We start from the raw sequence: 16,294 nt of genomic DNA, 5'->3' as shown, positions 1-16,294 counted from the left end.
GCCGGGGGCGCCGTCAGGTCGCGACGGTGTTGGGCTGGGGGTGGGTGACGAGGTGGGCGCCGGCCGCGAGGGCGCCGCCCACCAGCGGGGCGACGATGAACAGCCACAGCTGGGAGAGCGCCGGACCGCCCGCGAACAGGGCCGGGCCCAGGCTCCGGGCCGGGTTGACGGAGGTGCCGGTCAGCGGGATGCCGATCAGGTGGATCGTCGCCAGGGCGATGCCGATCGGCAGTCCGTCGAAGCCGGTGACCGCGAGCCGGTGGGTGACCGCGAGGACCACGAAGACCAGCAGGAACGTCAGCAGGACCTCGGCCAGGAACGCGCCGCCGCCGCTGATGCCGACCTGGGAGCGCGACCCCCAGCCGTTGCTGCCCATCTTCCCGTGCGTCTGCACCCCCGGGACGGTCTTGGCCAGCCAGAAGACCAGCGCGGCGCCCGCGATGCCGCCCGCGAACTGCGCCACCCAGTACACGGCGGCCGTGCGGACGTCGATCCGCCGGGCCAGCAGGAACCCGAGGGTGACCGCCGGGTTGACGTGGCAGCCCGAGATCGGGCCCATCGCGTAGGCCAGGGCCAGCAGGGTGAAGCCGAACGCCAGCGCCACGCCCAGGTCGCCGATGCTCTTCCCGGCCAGGACCGCGGCGCCGACCGCGAAGAGCACCAGTAGCAGCGTGCCCAGGAACTCACAGATGACTGCCCGCCTGCTCATGTCTCACCTCCTGCGCCCGCACCTCCGGACGGGTGCGGGATCTCCATCCATGGTCGGCGCGCCGGCGGGCGGGCGCATCCGTAGCGCCCCGCACGGAACCGGCCGGTCCGCAACCCGGCGGGCGGGTCGGGGCCGGTCCGGGCCGGTGCTAGCGGTCGCGTCCGGTGCCGGTGGCGTGCGGCAGGACGTAGTGGTGGGGGGCCATCGCGGTGTCGTGGCCGGGGAGGGCGGCCATCACGGCGGCGTGCGCCCGTTCGGGGGTGAGGGCGGGGTCGTCGGTGCCGATCGTCGCCGTCAGCACGCCGCCGGTCCAGTCGACCTCGACGTCCCGCAGGCCGGGCAGGGCGGTGCGCAGCAGGTCGGCGACGGCGTCCAGGTCGACCCAGTTGCTGCCGACCTGCCGCCAGCGGGCCTTCTCCCGGCGGCCGGCGGGCAGGCCGCTGAGGGCGGCGATCTCGCCGCCGGGGCCGAGCGCCACGGTGCGGGTCCCGGCGAGGTCGAGCAGGCGGAGCAGGGCGTGGGCGAAGAGTTCGGTCTCCTCGCGGTCGAGGACGTCCGGGTGGGTGTGCAGGGTGAATTCGAGGCAGCCGGCGGTGCGCCAGATGTTGAGCATCAGCCGGGTGGGGGTGGGTTCGGCGGGGTACCAGGCGAGGTCGGGCTCGCCGGGCGGCAGCGGGCGGGCGGCGGCGATCTCGGCGGGGACGGTGGCGCTCAGGTCGTTGACCACGACGTGCCGGGCGAACCGGGCGCCGCGCCGGACGGCGACGTCCTCGATGAGCTGCCAGATCCGTTCGGCGTCGAAGGTGGCGTGCCAGTAGCCGGACAGGGCGTGGGCCTGGGTGCGGCCGATCAGGGTGTCCAGGTCGGGGCAGTCGGTGTCGACGGCGAGCAGCGCGTCCTGGGCGAGGGTGCCGATGTGCTCGGCGAGGCCGGGGCGGTGCCGGTTGGCGGAGAGCGCGGCCATCACCACGGTGGTGCGGGCGGCCCGGTGGGCGGCGAGGACGGCGTAGCAGGCCAGCAGGACGGCCGAGTGGGAGGCTCCGGTACGGGCGGTGGCGCGTTCCAGGGCGGCGGCGCCGGCGGTGGAGCGGACGCCGAGGGTGGGCAGCAGGGTGTCGTTGGGGCCGATCCGGTCGTCGGCGAACACCGAGGTGGGCTGCTCGGCCAGGATGTGCTCCCAGTGCCGGAGCGCGGCCTTGGTGCGGCGCTGTCCGGAGGAGGAGTGCTCCTGTGCGGCGACCTCGACGGGGGTGGGCGCGGTGGGTGCGGGCAGGGTGCCGCCGGCCGCCAGGGTCAGCCACTCCTGGAACAGCAGCCCGGTGGCGACGCCGTCGAGTTGGGCGTGGCAGATGACCACGGCGAGCAGGACGGGCCGGCCGTGCCGGGTGAGCAGGGCGAAGCGGAGCGGGAACTCCTCGGCCAGGTCGAACGCCCGCCGCCGCCCGTCCCAGCAGTACTCCTCGGCCCGGGCGGCCGGGTCCTCGCCGTCCGCGAGGGCGATCACCCGGACGGTGAACTCGCCTTCGGCGCGCACCCGTTGGCGTTCGGGCTGGCGGTCGGCGGGGCCGGGGAAGACGGTGCGCAGCGCGGCGTGGCGGTCGGCGAGGGCGCGCAGCGCGTCGAGGCAGGCGGGGAGTTCGGCGCCGGGCGGGACGTACCAGGTGGCCTGCTTATTCATGTGCGAGGGCTCGTCGTGGCGCAGGCAGCGGATCATGTTGTCCTGGCCGAGGGTCAGCGGGCCCTCGGCCTCGGGCGCGTCGGCGCGGTAGTGCAGGGTGAGGGTGGTGGGCTCCGGGTTGCTTCCGGATGGTGCGGCTGACATGCCGTCAGTCTCCGTTCAGGGCGGTGCCGAGATGCGGGGGCCAGTCCACGGGTCGGGGTCCGTGGGTGTGCAGCAGGGCGAGGGCGATCCGGTCGAGGCCGAAGGCGGTGCAGGCGGTGTTGCCGGTCCCGCCGTCGGCGGTGAAGTCGAAGGCTTCGCCGAAGTGGTCCTTGTGGATGTTGGCGGAGGCGATCGCCTGCGGCAGGCCGTCGGCCACCGGGACGCGCAGTTCGAACTTCAACTCCTGGGCGCGCTGGGCGGCTTGGTAGAGCTTGCGGCCGCCGCCGAAGAACGGGTCGTCGGCGAGTTCGACCGCGGGCTTGAGGCCGAGCCCCTCCAGCCAGTCGGCGACCCTGCCCAGCCACTGCTCGCGCCACTCCTGGCAGTGCGCGGGGGTGCCGGCGGTGACCAGTTCGGCCATCCGGAAGCTGCGCAGCCGGCCGGGCTCGGCGGTGGCCTCCTGCCGGAAGCACTGCGCCTCGACGCTGTAGCGGACGGGTTCGCGCAGGTCACGGCCGGTGAGGGTGGCGTAGACGGGGTAGCAGGCGGCGGGCAGCAGCACCAGGTCGGAGATGTCCTGCCGGGCGTGCCAGGGGCCGGACCCGGCGATCAGCGGGGCGAGCCCGCGCCACTCGGCGGCGCTGCCGGTGTAGCTGTGCACGGTGCCGAGCAGGTGCGGGAAGGAGGCGGCGAAACCGGCCCGCTCGATGGTGGCGCGGGAGATCACCGGCGGGACGACCAGGCGTTCGAAGGGCTCCTCGGCGGCCAGCCGGGCGATCGACCCGCGCAGCGCGTCGAGCAGCTTCTCGTAGGCGGCGGGCTGGAGTTGGACGCCGGGCGCGGCGGTGGGCAGCGGGGTGGCGTCGTCGGGGTGGCGGGTGCTCATGGCTCTGCCTCAGGGTCGGGGCCGACGGGCGGCGGGGGTGCGGTGGTCGTCGCCGCGCGCGGCGGGGGCGTCCGGTGCTGCCGGATGTGCGGACGGCTCCGGCCTCGGCTCCGGGTAGCTGCGCAGCCGCGGTCGGACGGGGCGGGTGCCGGTGCGGGCGACGGCGGCCCGGTGGCCGGGGGGCGCGGGCAGGTCGTGGACGGTGCACGGGCCGAGCGGGCCGTGCAGCCGGTGCGGGCCGGGCGTGTCACCGGGCGGTCCGGCGTGGGTGCGCAGGCCGTCGGCGAGGCGTCCGCCGTATGCCTTGGTGTACGCCTCCTTGCGGGTCCAGCGGCGGGTGAACTCCTCGGCGTCGGGCGCGGGTTCGTCCGCCGGGTAGTAGCGGGCGGCGAGCCGGGCGGCGGCCCGGCCGTCCGGGACGGGTTCCAGGTCGACGCCGATGCCGCCCCCGTCCGCCTCGTGGCAGTGGTCCACGGCGAACAGCGCCCACGGGCCGGCGGTGCTCAGGTTGACGCTCAACTCGCCCTGGAGGCCGACGGGTTCGGGGCGGCCGTGCGGGCCGCGGCACCAGCGGACGCGGTCGGGCGGGAGGCCTGCCGCGGCGGCGGTGAGCAGCCGGGCGGCGGCGTGCGCGGTGACGAAGCGGCGGCGGGCGGGGCCGTCGGGGTGGCGGGCGGCGCGGGCGCGTTCGTCCGCGTCGAGCAGGGCGAGGGCGCCGGGGAGGGCGGCGTCGGTGCGGATCAGCCAGATGTCGGTCACCGGGCGGGCTCCGTTCCCGTTCCCGCAGCCGTTCCCGGGCCCGGCGCGCGGTCCGCGCCGGGGGCCGGCGCCCAGTGGACGAGGTCGAGGCGGCCGGTCTCCGGTTCGTGGTCGGCGAGCGCGAGCGGCCGCCCGGCGAGCCGGGGGTCGGCGAGCGCCGCGCCGAGCGCGGCCCAGCCGCCGGTGTACGGGTTGCCGGGGCGGGCCGTCCGGGTCTCCGGGCCGCCCGGCGGTGCGGTTCCGGCCAGGCCGGGGCCGCGCAGCAGCAGGGCCTGTTCCGGCAGGTCGGCGCACCACTCCTTGAGCGTGTCCGCGATCTGACGGTCCGTCACTTCATGGGCGCTGCGCAGCTCTTGCAGAGGGCGTCCGGATTCCGGCTCGGCCTCCCAGAGCAGGGCGGCGGCGGAGTGCCGATCCGGGAGCCGGGCGGGCCGGTGCGGGCGGTGGTGCAGGTCGGCCTGCTCGACGGCGATCAGCAGGGCGCGCCGGGCCCCGGCGGTGCGGGCGTAGGCGTCGGCGATCCGCAGCGCGCTGAACCCGGCGCCGGCGCCCTCGTCGCAGAGCGCGAAGGACAGCGGCGCGCCCGGGCAGACCCCGGCGAGGTGCAGGGCCACGGCCTGTCCGGGCCGGACGTCGGGCGTGGCGTACACCAGCAGCAGCAGGTCGACCGGGCGGGTCGGGTCCACCAGGGCGCCGATGGCGCGTTCGGCCAGCGCGGCGTACGACTGGCCGCGCGCCCCGGCCAGCGCGTCCTCGTCGAGGGCCACGCCGTACGGGCGGGCCAGGTCGGCGGTGAAGACGCGCAGGTCGGGGTCGGCGGCGAGCGGGGAGTCGCCGGGCAGGTCGAGGGCGTGGGCGGCGGTCAGGCGCAGCGGGGAGGCGGCGCGCGGCAGGGTGGTGGCGGGGAGCGGTCCGCGGACGCGCACGGTCGTCAGTCCTCGGCGATCACGTGCCCGGCGACGAAGCCCGCGAGGGTGCCGACCGAGCGCAGGTCGTCCTGGTCGATGCCCTCGACGTCGATCTGCACGTCGAGGTGGTCCTCCAGCTCCAGGATGAGTTCCAGGGTGGCGGCGGAGGTCAGGCCGACCTCGTCGAACAGGCAGGCGTTCTCGCCGATCTCGGGCAGCTCGCGCTTGAGCACCCGGGGCAGCAGCAGCAGGATGCCGTCGAGGGCCCGGCCGCGCAGCTCGGGGTCCACGGCGGCGTCGGTGACGTCGGCGGCACCCGCGGCATCGGTGGCGGTTTCGGGCACGGCGAGGTCGGTGGCGGAGTCGGTCATGGCGATCCCCTGATCTGGCCGGCACTCCGGCGGGACGGCCGGGTGCGGGCGGGTGGACTGGGTGGCGTGGGCGCGCGGCGGTGACGGGGCGCCGCGCCGCCGGGCCCGGGCGTCCGACCGTCCCGGGGTGCCGGGGCGGTGCGGGCCGGTGCGGGTCAGTGCTGGAGCACCATGGCGGCGAAGGTCGCGCCGATCCCGGACGCGGCGACCAGGTAGCGGTCGCCGCGGCGGAGCAGGCCACGGGTGGTGGCGGTGTGGTGGTTGAGCAGGATGTCGGCGGCGAAGCTGTGCCCCACCGCCGGGACGTTGTCCAGCACCACGCGCTCGGGCGGGTACCCGGTCGTGCGGCAGATCCGCTTCCAGGAGATCTGGTTGACGTTGTGCGGCAGCAGCAGCCGGATCGAGTCCCAGCTCTCGCCGGCCTCCTCCAGTGCCGCCTCCATCACGGCCACCATCAGCTCCGGGTAGCTGCGCTGGTAGTCCAGCATCAGCTCCGGATCGTCGGCGAGCCGCCCGTCGAACTCGCCGTGCTGGTCGACCGCGTAGGACAGCACGCGGTCGCGTTCACCTCCGGCCCGCACCAGGCAGGCGGCCGCCCCCTCGCCGAACAGGGCGGTGTCCGGGACGATGCGGGCGTCCCGGGTGAAGGTCTTCTCGCCCGCCAGGATCAACGCCAGCGCCTCGGGGTCGGGATCTGCCGCCAGCAGCCGACCGGCCACGTCCAGGGCCAGCAGGGAGCCGGCGCAGGCGTGGTGGGTGATGGTGAAGGCACGGGCGTGCGTCAGCCCCAGACGGCCGAGCACGTCGTGCAGCGGGTTGTGCGGGTAGGGTGCCGCGATCGGCAGGCTGCGCGCGTGCAGCACGTACCTCACGCGGTGTTCGTTGCCGCGCAGCGGGGCCAGGGCCGTCGCTGCGGCGGTGAGCAGATCGGTCAGGTCGCCGTCGGGGTCCACCCTGACCTGGTCCAGGCCGTGGAACCGGCGGAACAGTCTGATCTGACGATCCGTCAGCCCCAGGCGTTCCCCGACCAGTTCGATCGGTTCGGCGACGGGCGGCAGGTGGACGGCGACTGCCTCCAGAGCGGTCACGCGGGCTAGTATTCCGTCGCCTCACCGGCCCGCACAAGAGATCGCCGACGCTTCCTTCCCGGCCTCCCCCTGTGGTCTGTACCAGTTCTCCCTCGTTTGCACACGACTCGTACGGGATTCCCGCCGGTGCCGCCGAGCCCGCGCCGGTTCCGGCCCCGCCGGGCCGCCCCGTGTCCCCTTCCAGCCCGCCCGCGCGCCCTTCCGGCAACGCTCCCGCGCCCCCTCCAGCCCGCGCCGCCTCCAGCCCGCTTCCGATCCGCCGCTCCGAGGAGAACCGCCCGTGCCCACCGCCACGCCACCGCTCCCCCCGCTCCCCCCGCTCCCTCCGCTCCCTCCGCTGCGCCTGCTGATCGTGGTGCCCCCGCTGGCCGGGCACCTGCTGCCGGCCCGGGCGCTGGCCCTGGCCTGGGCCGCGCGCGGGCACCACGTGGCCTGGGTCGGACCGGAGTCGGCCCTGCGCCCGCTGCTCGGGCCGGACGCGGTGGTGCACCCGACCGGCGCCCGGGTGTTCCGCGAGCAGGCGGTGGGCGGGCCGGCGGCGGTGCGCTCGCTGTGGGAGGGCTTCGTGGTGCCGCACACCCGGTTCACCCTGAGCGCGGTCCGGCGGGCCGTCGAGCAGTGGCGGCCGGACGTGGTGCTGGCCGACCAGCACAGCCCGGCGGGCGCGCTGGCCGCGCACGGCGCGGGCGTGCCGTGGGCGAGCTTCGCGCCGTCCTCGCTGGAGATCGGCGACCCGCTGGACGGTGACCTGTGGGACGACGACCTGCCGGACGGCGGGTCGCGGGACGGCGGCGGTGACGACGGCGGCAGCGGCGGCGGTGACGGCGATGGCGGTGTCGGCGGCGGCCTGGCCGCCTGGCGGGACGGGGTGCTGCGCGGTCTGTGGGAGCGGGCCGGGCTGCCCGCCGCGGAGTACACCGACCCGCGCTTCTCCCCCGGACTGGTGCTGGCCGCGAGCAGCGCCGCCCTGCTCGGCCTGGACGCCGCGGCCGTCCCGGACACGTACGCGCTGGTCGGCCCGCTGCTCGCGGAGCGTCCCGAACCGCCTTTCCCCTGGGAGCGGTTGGACCCGGCGCGGCGCCGGGTGCTGGTCACCATGGGCACGCTGTCCGCCGAGGTCGCGGGCGGTTTCCTGGGCCGGACGGCGGCCGCGCTGGCCGGACTCCCGGACGTGCAGGCGGTGGTGGCCGCTCCCGGGGACGTCCCGCTGCCGCCGGGCGCGATCGGGTGTGCGCGCGTTCCGGTGCTGGAACTGCTTGAGCGCGGGGCGGTGGACGCCGTACTGTGCCACGGCGGGATGAACACCGTCGGCGAATCCCTCGTCCACGGCAGGCCGTTGGTCCTCGCCCCGATCCGGCACGACCAGCCGGTGACCGCCGGGCGGCTGGCCGCGCTGGGCGCGGCCGTCCGGGTCGACTTCGCCACCGCCGGGCCCGAGCGGCTGCGGGCGGCGCTGCGCGCCGTCCTCGACGATCCGGCGTTCCGCTCCGCCGCCGAACTGCTGGGGCGTCAACTGCGCGCGGGAGGCGGCGCGGTGGCCGCCGCCGAACGGCTGGAGCGGTTCGCGCGCGCACCGTACCGGCACCGCCCCGCCACCTGGTCCAGACCATTGTCGGGGGGCCCGGTCGGGGCCTAGGGTCTGCTCCGGCATCCGCCCCTCACCCCGCTCCCCGGAGCATCCGCCTCCCCCGGAGCATCCGTTCCTTCGACGTACCCGCTTCCCTCGAAGCACCTCGCTTCCCTCGAAGCACCCGACCGCACCCACCGACCACAGGAGTCCGGGTTGATCGTGACCAAGGGGCTGCGCAAGTCCTTCCGGCCCCGCCGCGGCGCCGCCACCGTCGACGCGGTGCGCGGCATCGACCTGAACGTCGCGGAGGGCGAGATCTACGGCCTCCTCGGCCCGAACGGCGCAGGCAAGACCACCACGCTGCGCATGCTCGCCACCCTGCTCGTCCCCGACGGCGGCGCGGCCACCGTGGCCGGCGCCGACCTGCGCGCCGAGCCCGGCGAGGTCCGCCGCCGGATCGGCTACGTCGCCCAGGGCGGCGGCACCACCGACCAGGCCACCGCCCGCGAGGAACTCGTCATGCAGGCCCGGATGTACGGCATCCGCAAGGCCGAGGCGGTGCAGCGCGCCGAGCAGGGCCTGGCCGCCTTCGACCTCGCCGAGTTCGGCGACCGGGTCTGCAAGACGTACTCGGGCGGCCAGCGCCGCCGCCTCGACCTGGCGCTCGGCGTCGTCCACCGGCCCGGGGTGCTGTTCCTGGACGAGCCGACCGTCGGGCTCGACCCGCGCAGCCGCGCCCAGGTGTGGGCCGAGGTCCGCCGCCTGCGCGAGCAGGGCATGACGGTGCTGCTGACCACGCACTACCTGGACGAGGCCGACGCCCTGTGCGACCGGATCGGCATCGTCGACAACGGCGGCATCGTCACCGAGGGCACCCCCGAGGAGCTCAAGCAGAAGATCGCCGGCGACTCCGTCACCATCGGCCTGCCCGAGCCGGAGTCCACCGCCGGCGCCGAGCGCGCCCTGGCCGAACTCCCCTGCGTGCAGCGGCTGGAGGCCCTGCCCGGCGGGGACGGGCTGCGCCTGCACGTGGACTCCGCGGCCACCGCGATCCCGCAGCTGCTGCGCGCCCTGGCCGCCGCCGGCATCGAGCCCGAGCACGTCCAGTTGCAGCGCCCCAGCCTGGACGACGTGTTCCTGGCCCTGACCGGCCGCGCGCTGGTCCACAGCTGATCCCCGTTCTCGGAACCACCGCCCCGAAGCGCCGCCCCGAACCGCCGTCCCGAACCGACGCCCCGAGGTCCCCGTTGAAGCTCGCCCGCGACACCTGGCTGGTCTACCAGCGCCAACTGCTCCTGATGGCCCGCTCCCCCGTGTGGATCGCCGTCGGACTGCTCCAACCCCTGTGCTACCTGCTGCTGTTCGCCCCGCTGCTGACCTCCGCGCTGGCCGCGTCCGGCGCGCACAGCACCGCCGACGCCTACCGGGTGTACGTACCCGGCCTGCTGTCCGCGCTGGCCGTCATGGGCGGCCTGTTCACCGGCTTCACCCTGCTCGGCGAGCTGCACGCGGGCGTGATCGAGCGCTCCCGGGTGACGCCCGTCAGCCGGGTCGCCCTGCTGCTCGGCCGGGCGCTGCGGGAGACCACCGCGCTGCTCATCCAGGCGGTGCTGATCTCCGTGCTGGCCATCCCGTTCGGCCTGACCGTGGGCTTCACCGACCTGCTGCTGGCGCTGGCGCTGCTCGCGCTGATGGCGCTGATGGCGTCCTCGGTCTCCTACGGCCTGGCCCTGCTGGTGCCCACCGACGCGGCACTCGGGCCGGTGGTCAACACCATCGCGCAGCCGCTGGCCCTGCTCTCCGGCACCCTGCTGCCGATCGCGCTGGCCCCCGCCTGGCTGCGCACCGCCGCGTCCTGGAACCCCTGCTACTGGGCCGTGGAGGGCATGCGGGCCCTGTTCGCCGGGCACCTGGACGCCCCCGAGGTGTGGCGCGGCCTGCTGCTGACCGGGCTGATGACGGCCCTCGCGGTGGCCTGGTCGGCCCGGCTGTTCGCCCAGCGCATCCGCTGACCCCGGACCGCCCCGGACCGCCCGTGCGGTCCGGGGCGGGACGCACCCGAGCGGGGCCCGGCACTCCCGTGCCGCCGGGCCCCGCTCGGTGCTGCGCTCAGCCGTTCCCCGGGCCGCCCTCCGCCGCGCACTCCGCGGACCCCCCGGGCTCGGCGTACTCGGCGTACTCGGCCACGAAGGCGGCCAGCCGCCGCACGCCGTCGGTGATCTCCTCCGGCGTCAGGTAGGAGCAGGAGAGCCGCAGTTGGCGCTCCCCGCCGCCGCCCGGGTGGAAGCCGTCCATCGGGGTCCACAGCACGCCGTGCTTGCGGGCGCACGCGTCCAGGGCCTGCGTGTCGGCCCGGAAGGGCACCGTGACGACGGCGAAGAAGCCGCCGTCGGGGTGGTTCCAGGAGACGCCGGGAACGCCCCGGAAGGCCGTCTCCAGCGCGTCCAGCAGGGTGTCCATGTTGCGGGCGTAGAAGCGTCGGGCGGGCTCGTTGGCGTCCCGCAGGCGCAGTCCGCCGTCGAGCAGCATGCCGCCGATGACGGCCTGGCTGAGCGCCGAGGTGTTCACGGTGGTCATGCTCTTGAGCTTGGCCAGCTCGTCGGCGAGCAGCCCGCCGGAAGCGACGTGGGAGCTGCCACCCGCGACCCGCTGGTCGGCGACCACGTAGCCGACCCGGGCGCCGGGGAAGCAGGTCTTGGCGAACGAGCCGAGGTAGACCACGTTGCCGCGGTCGCCGTCCAGGGCCTTGAGGGTGGGGCGGGCGGCGGCGGTGCGGCCGAAGAAGCCGTAGGGGTTGTCCTCGATCAGCAGGACGCCGGTCTCCTCGGCCACCTCCAGCAGCCGGCGGCGGGCCGCCTCGTCCAGGCTGGCGCCGCTGGGGTTGGCGAAGTCGGGGACGACGTAGCAGGCCCGGGGGCGCTTCCCGGCGGCGCGCAGGGCGTGGACGGCCGCGGCCAGCGCGGCGGGGTCGAGGCCGCCGTCCCGCCCGGCCTCGGGGACGGGGTGCACGGTCAGGTCGAGCAGCCGGGCCGCGCCGGTGACGCCGACGTAGCAGGGCGCGGAGACCAGCAGCACGTCGTCCGGCCCGGCGCACAGGGCGCGCAGCACCAGCAGCATGCCCTCCTGGGCGCCGACGGTGACCACCAGGGCCTCGGGGTCGGTGTCGATCCCCTCGTCGGCGGCCAGCGCGCGGGCGATCAGCGGGGCGATCAGGCCCTTGGTGCGCCCGTACTGGAACACCTCCCGGCGGACCTGGCCGTCGGTCAGGCCGCGTTCCTCGCGCAGGTGGCGCAGGTAGGTCTCCAGGTGGCGGGGGACGTCCGCCGGGTCGAAGAACTCCTCGTACGGGCGGCCGGGGGCGAAGGAGACGGCCTCGGGGTAGCGGGCGGTGACCTCGTTGAGGAAGGTCATCGCGTCCAGCAGCGGGTCGGACAGCGAGCCGTGCAGGTCGGCGAGGTGCAGCACCCTGGTCACCGGGCACCCTCCGCCACGCCGGTCCGGTAGGCCGCCACCAGCCGCTCGGCGGCGAAGAGTTGGGCGCGGCGGCCGTCGTCCAGCAGGCCGGGCATGGCGAAGAAGCCGTGCGGCATGCCGTCGTAGCGGCGCAGTGCGACGGGGACGCCGGCGGCGCGCAGGGCCTCGGCGTACTCCTCGCCCTCCGCGCGCAGCGGGTCGTACTCGGCGGTGATCACGGTGGCGGGCGGCAGGCCGGCCAGCGAGGGGGCGCGCAGCGGGGAGGCCAGCGGGTTCGCGCCGTCGGCGGGGTCGGCGAGGTAGTGCGACCAGTACCAGGCCACCGAGTGCCGGTTGAACAGCGCCGGGTCGGCCTCGCCGTCGGCGGGGACGCGGTGGTCGGTGTTGGGGTAGACCAGCAGCTGGTGCAGGATCGCGGGGCCGCCGCGTTCGCGGGCCAGCAGGGTGAGGGCGGCGGCCAGGTTGCCGCCGGCGCTGTCGCCGCCGACCGCGATCCGGGCCGGGTCGAGGCCCCACTGCGGGGCCTGGCGGACGATCCGGTCGAGGGCGGCCCAGCAGTCGTGGAGGGCGGCGGGAAAGCGGTGCTCGGGGGCGTGCCGGTAGCCGACGGCGAACACGTCGGCGCCGGTGGCGTTGGCCAGCGCGCGGCAGACCGGGTCGCCGGTCTCCAGCGAGCCGAGCACCCAGCCGCCGCCGTACAGGTAGAGCAGGGCCGGGCCGGGCGGGGCGTCCTGCGGGCGCGGCGCGGGCCGGTAGCGGCGCAGTGCGAGCGGGCCGCCGGGGCCCTCGACGGTGGACTCCTCGACCCGGTGGACGGGTTCGCCGGCGCCGGTGGCGGCGCGCAGGTCGGCGAGGTCGGCGGCGCGGGCCTCGGCGAGGGTGCGGGTGTACAGCGGCGGGGTGCCGGCGGCGGCGCGGCGGGCCCGCACCGCCTCGGCCTGGGGGTGCAGCGGCATCAGCGCGGTCCTCCGGGGGCGACGGCCTCCAGGTAGATCGACTCGTCCTTGCGGAAGGCGGTGTCGAGGGCGGCGACGTCGGGTCGGGCGCCGGTCTGGAACTCCTGCCGCACGACGGTGAACGCGCCGTAGCCGGCCCGGTCCAGGACGTACCGCAGCTCGGCCTCGTCGTAGATCCAGCGGTGGCCGAAGTGGTAGAAGATCTGGTTCAGCATGAAGGCCCGCCGCTCCGGCATCGGCGGTCCGACCCGCATGGTGCGCAGGCGGCGGCGGTGGCGGCGGAAGAACTGCTCGCGGTCGTCGAGGTAGCCCTCGACGTACCGGGCCAGGTCGGGGGTGGTGAGGCGGAGCAGGCCGCCGGGGCGCAGGACGCGGCGCACCTCGGCGAGCCAGCGCACGGCGGTGTCGAGCGGGACGTGCTCGATCAGGTGCTCGGCGTACACCCAGTCGACGCTGTGGTCGGCGAACGGGAGCGGCGCGCCGATGTCCAGCCGGGTGTACAGGCTGGTGCCGTCGATCCGGTAGACCGGGCCGGGGCGGGTCTCCTCGGTGTCGGTGTGCAGGCCGACCAGGTCGGTGCCGAGGCCCTGCGGGTGGCGGGTGCGGAACGCGGCGAACTCGACGCCGGTGACGCCGAGGTCCCGGAAGTCCTGGTGCGTGTGCGGCGCTTCGGGGCGGACCAGCTCGATCGCGGTGCACCGGGCGAGGTCCTCGGTGAAGGCGTCGGTGCGGGCGGCCAGGCCGTCGGGGTCCTCCCAGTCCCAGTCCGCGAACAGCTCGGCGGCGGGGTCCGCGGGGGTGTCGGAGGCGCGGGATTCGGTGTGCGTCACGGGGGTTCTTCCGTTCTCTTTCACATACTTTGTCGGTGCTCCGTCACGGCCCCTATATATAAGGAGAGGGACGCGCGCTCAGCGGTACGTCCGCGGGGCCGCCGGCCAGGGCGCGAGCGCGCCGCGGTCGAGGTCCGCGAGGGTGGGCCGGCCGGCCAGCACCATGGTGTCGAGGAGTTCCTCGCGCAGCAGGTCGAGCACCGCCCGGGCGCCGTCCGCGCCGCCGTGCGCCAGGCCCCACAGCACGGGTCGGCCGACCAGCGCGGCGCGGGCGCCCAGGGCGAGCGCCTTGGCGAGGTCGGAGCCGTGCCGCAGGCCGCCGTCGACCAGCACCGGGTGGTCGGCCGGGACGGCGTCCACCACCTCGGCCAGGGCGTCCAGCGCGGGCGGGGTGCCGTCGAGCTGGCGGCCGCCGTGGTTGGAGACGACCAGGCCGTCCACGCCGTGCTCCACCGCGCGCCGGGCGTCCTCGGCGGTGAGCACGCCCTTGAGCAGCAGCGGCAGCTCGGTGCGCCGCCGCAGCCAGGCCAGGTCGGCCCAGGTGACCGTCGGGTCGAACTGCTGCCGGGAGTGCTCCTCGATGCCGGAGCGGCCGGGTGCGGCCTGCCCGGCGGCACTGGTGAGCCGGGGCGCCAGGTTGGCGGCGGTCATGCCGGGCGGCAGCGCGAAGCCGTTGCGCAGGTCGCGCAGCCGGCGGCCGACCTTGGGCGCGTCGACGGTGAGCACCAGGGCCCGGTAGCCGGCCCGTTCGGCCCGCCGGACGATCCCGGCCAGCGCCTCGCGGTCGCGCAGCCAGTACAGCTGGAGCCAGCGCGGCGCGCCGGGGGCGGCCTCGGCGATCCGCTCCAGGGTGCACCCGGCGAAGATGCTGGTGACCAGCAGCGCCCCGGCCCCGGCGGCGGCCCGGGCGGTGGCGCACTCGGCCTCGGGGTGGGCGAGCCCGTGGTAGGCCATCGGGGCGACGCCGTACGGGGCGGCCAGCCGGTCGCCGAACAGCTCGGTGCCGCAGTCGGGGGCCGAGACGTCCACCAGGGCGCGCGGGCGCAGCACGTACCGGCGCCAGGCGTCCAGGTTGGCCCGGGCGGTCCACTCGGACCCGGCCGCGCCGTCGAAGAAGTCCCAGATCACGGCGGGCAGTCGGGCCTTGGCCAGTGCGCCGTGCTCCGCCAGGGTGAGCGGAACCATCGCGTCCGAACCTCCTGATGTTCCGTCAACTCGTGCGAAAACGAGGGACAGCGTAGGGGGCAGTCCGCCACTGGTATAGACCTTGACCCTTGATGCGCTCCCGTGCAAAGGTCGGCACCGACGGGGGTTCCACACTGAAGCATCACAACTTCCGAACCTTGCTTCCCACACGAGCGCGTGGAGTTGCGTTGACGCTTACCCCAACCCCGGTACGCGGCGGCACGGTCGCCGCGGACTGGGTGGACGAGCAGTTACTCGCCGGACCGGACGGCGAACCGTGCCTGCGCTTCGGCGCTCCGGTGAACAGGGGCACCCTGCGGGCCCTGGTGGCCGAACGGCAGCGGCAGTTGGCCGCCGCCGGGCTCGGCGAACGCGGGACGGTGGCGCTGCGGATGCCGCCGTCGGCGGAGTTCGTCGCCGTCCTGCTGGCCGCCTGGCGCTCCGGCGCCCAGGCGATCCTGCTGGACCACCGGCTGACCGCCGCCGAGGTGGACCGCGCGGTGGACCGGCTGCACCCCCGGGTGCTGGCCGAACTCACCGACGGCCGACCGCAGTTCCGGTCGCTGCCGGGGGGTGCCGGAGCCACGACCGAGCACGCCCTGGTGCAGCTCAGTTCGGGCTCGACCGGACCGTCCAAGGTGATCGCCCGGACGGCCGCCGACCTGCTGCGCGAACTCGACCGCTACGCCCGGCTCCCGGAGTTCCCGACCCGCGGCGAGCGCACCGTGCTGCTGTCCTCGACGGTGCACGTGCTCGGCCTGGTCGGCGGACTGCTGCACGCCCTGCACGCGGGCGTGGAGCTGGTGGTGCCGCAGCGGATGACCCCGACCGGCATCCTGGCCGCGATCGCCGAGGGCGGCGCCCCGACCACCGTGATCGGGGTACCGTTCCACGCCGAGCTGCTGGCCGCGGCCGCCGCGCCGCCCGAACTGCCGCAGCTGCGGCGGATGGTGGTGGCCGGCGAACTCGTCCGACCACAGCTGCCCGCCGCGTTCCGGGCCAGGTTCGGCGTCCCGCTGGGCACCATGTACGGGATGACCGAGACCGGCGTGATCGCCACCGACCTGAACGGCCACCACCACCCCGCGGTGGCACCCGTCCACGGGATGGAACTGTCCGTCGCGGGCGGCGAACTGCACATCGCCCGGGAGCGGTCCCCGTACCTGGGCCCGACCGACCCGACCCGCTGGTCGGACGGCCTGCTGCACACCCGCGACGCCGCGCTGATCGAGGACGGCACCGGCCTGGTGACCGTGCTCGGGCGGCGCGACTCACAGATTTCCATCGGCGGCCTCAAGGTCGACCTGAACGAGGTCGAGCAGGCCCTCACCGGGCTCCCCGGTGTGGTCGAGGCCGTGGTGCTGTTCGCCGACGGCGCGATCGAGGCGTACGCCGCGACCGCCGAGGGTGTCACCTCCGCGCCGTCCGAACGGGGCGGCCCCGCCGAGCAGTTGCGCGAACTGCTGGGCAAGGAGCTGGCGAGCTACAAGCTGCCCCGCCGGCTGCACCTGATGCCGCGGCTGCCCCGGACCGCCACCGGGAAGCTGCTGCGGGACGCCGCCGCCCTGCGCCGACAGGCCGACGCCGCCCGCTGATCCACCCCTCCCGCTCGTCCCGCGTTTTGCTCGTTCCGCGTTTTCTCCCTCCCCTTCCGGTGCGGCCGTCACCGGCCGGGTGGACGGCTCCAGACACCGTCCGCCCGTCCGTCGGCGCGCCCTGCCCGGAAACACCTTCCC

The 16,294-nt window shown here is 75.8% G+C and carries 15 protein-coding genes; 4 read left to right on the top strand and 11 right to left on the bottom strand.

Going from position 1 to position 16,294, the window contains the following annotated elements:
* Window positions 1-13 precede the first annotated feature (13 nt).
* From K353_RS02925 to K353_RS02900, 7 genes are all read right to left on the bottom strand, one after another.
* Complete coding sequence (locus tag K353_RS02925) at window positions 14-709, bottom strand: MIP family channel protein (RefSeq protein ID WP_111551975.1); 696 nt, start codon at window positions 707-709, stop codon at window positions 14-16.
* 148 nt (window positions 710-857) lie between these two features.
* Window positions 858-2,531: a condensation domain-containing protein gene (locus K353_RS02920; RefSeq protein ID WP_111551974.1), complete on the bottom strand. Its 1,674-nt coding sequence runs from the start codon at window positions 2,529-2,531 to the stop codon at window positions 858-860.
* Between the two features lie 4 nt (window positions 2,532-2,535).
* Window positions 2,536-3,417: a hypothetical protein gene (locus K353_RS02915; protein WP_111551973.1), complete on the bottom strand. Its 882-nt coding sequence runs from the start codon at window positions 3,415-3,417 to the stop codon at window positions 2,536-2,538.
* A 9-nt stretch (window positions 3,418-3,426) separates the two neighbouring features.
* Window positions 3,427-4,176 carry a 4'-phosphopantetheinyl transferase superfamily protein gene (locus K353_RS02910; protein WP_146616384.1) on the bottom strand — a complete coding sequence of 250 codons (750 nt, stop codon included), beginning with the start codon at window positions 4,174-4,176 and terminating at the stop codon, window positions 3,427-3,429.
* Complete coding sequence (locus K353_RS33645; RefSeq protein ID WP_146616383.1) at window positions 4,173-5,102, bottom strand: 2-hydroxy-acid oxidase; 930 nt, start codon at window positions 5,100-5,102, stop codon at window positions 4,173-4,175. The genes K353_RS02910 and K353_RS33645 overlap by 4 nt, the downstream gene beginning before the upstream one ends.
* A 5-nt stretch (window positions 5,103-5,107) precedes the next feature.
* The gene (locus K353_RS02905; protein ID WP_111551971.1) at window positions 5,108-5,455 is read right to left on the bottom strand and encodes an acyl carrier protein; all 348 of its coding nucleotides are present in this window, start codon (window positions 5,453-5,455) and stop codon (window positions 5,108-5,110) included.
* A 155-nt stretch (window positions 5,456-5,610) separates the two neighbouring features.
* Window positions 5,611-6,543, bottom strand: a complete 933-nt coding sequence (locus K353_RS02900) for a 3-oxoacyl-[acyl-carrier-protein] synthase III C-terminal domain-containing protein (protein ID WP_100839386.1) — start codon at window positions 6,541-6,543, stop codon at window positions 5,611-5,613.
* Between the two features lie 280 nt (window positions 6,544-6,823).
* Here K353_RS02900 and K353_RS02895 point away from each other — a divergent pair, with 280 nt between their 5' ends.
* The 3 genes from K353_RS02895 to K353_RS02885 all read left to right on the top strand — a co-directional run bounded on the left by K353_RS02895 (window position 6,824) and on the right by K353_RS02885 (window position 10,125).
* Window positions 6,824-8,179, top strand: a complete 1,356-nt coding sequence (locus K353_RS02895; RefSeq protein ID WP_233533323.1) for a glycosyltransferase — start codon at window positions 6,824-6,826, stop codon at window positions 8,177-8,179.
* Window positions 8,180-8,332: 153 nt separating this feature from the next.
* The gene (locus K353_RS02890) at window positions 8,333-9,286 is read left to right on the top strand and encodes an ATP-binding cassette domain-containing protein (protein WP_199527976.1); all 954 of its coding nucleotides are present in this window, start codon (window positions 8,333-8,335) and stop codon (window positions 9,284-9,286) included.
* Between the two features lie 74 nt (window positions 9,287-9,360).
* Window positions 9,361-10,125 (top strand): ABC transporter permease, encoded by a 765-nt coding sequence (locus K353_RS02885; RefSeq protein ID WP_111551969.1) that lies wholly within the window; start codon window positions 9,361-9,363, stop codon window positions 10,123-10,125.
* A 97-nt stretch (window positions 10,126-10,222) separates the two neighbouring features.
* On the opposite strand, the gene K353_RS02880 is transcribed toward K353_RS02885, so the two are convergent.
* The 4 genes from K353_RS02880 to K353_RS02865 all read right to left on the bottom strand — a co-directional run bounded on the left by K353_RS02880 (window position 10,223) and on the right by K353_RS02865 (window position 14,558).
* On the bottom strand, window positions 10,223-11,587 hold the full coding sequence (locus K353_RS02880) for a PLP-dependent aminotransferase family protein (protein ID WP_111551968.1): 1,365 nt from the start codon (window positions 11,585-11,587) through the stop codon (window positions 10,223-10,225).
* The gene (locus K353_RS02875; RefSeq protein ID WP_111551967.1) at window positions 11,584-12,543 is read right to left on the bottom strand and encodes an alpha/beta hydrolase; all 960 of its coding nucleotides are present in this window, start codon (window positions 12,541-12,543) and stop codon (window positions 11,584-11,586) included. The genes K353_RS02880 and K353_RS02875 overlap by 4 nt, the downstream gene beginning before the upstream one ends.
* The gene (locus K353_RS02870; protein WP_111551966.1) at window positions 12,543-13,373 is read right to left on the bottom strand and encodes a methyltransferase domain-containing protein; all 831 of its coding nucleotides are present in this window, start codon (window positions 13,371-13,373) and stop codon (window positions 12,543-12,545) included. Before K353_RS02870 ends, K353_RS02875 begins: the two co-directional genes overlap by 1 nt.
* A gap of 78 nt (window positions 13,374-13,451) precedes the next feature.
* Complete coding sequence (locus tag K353_RS02865; protein WP_111551965.1) at window positions 13,452-14,558, bottom strand: alpha-hydroxy acid oxidase; 1,107 nt, start codon at window positions 14,556-14,558, stop codon at window positions 13,452-13,454.
* Between the two features lie 188 nt (window positions 14,559-14,746).
* Between K353_RS02865 and K353_RS02860 the strand changes: the two genes are divergently transcribed.
* Window positions 14,747-16,153, top strand: a complete 1,407-nt coding sequence (locus K353_RS02860) for a class I adenylate-forming enzyme family protein (RefSeq protein WP_111551964.1) — start codon at window positions 14,747-14,749, stop codon at window positions 16,151-16,153.
* Window positions 16,154-16,294 lie beyond the last annotated feature (141 nt).

It is taken from the genome of Kitasatospora sp. SolWspMP-SS2h, from assembly GCF_003259315.1.
Taxonomy (GTDB): Bacteria; Actinomycetota; Actinomycetes; order Streptomycetales; family Streptomycetaceae; genus Kitasatospora; species Kitasatospora fiedleri.
This window is presented reverse-complemented; position numbering and strand designations above follow the sequence as displayed.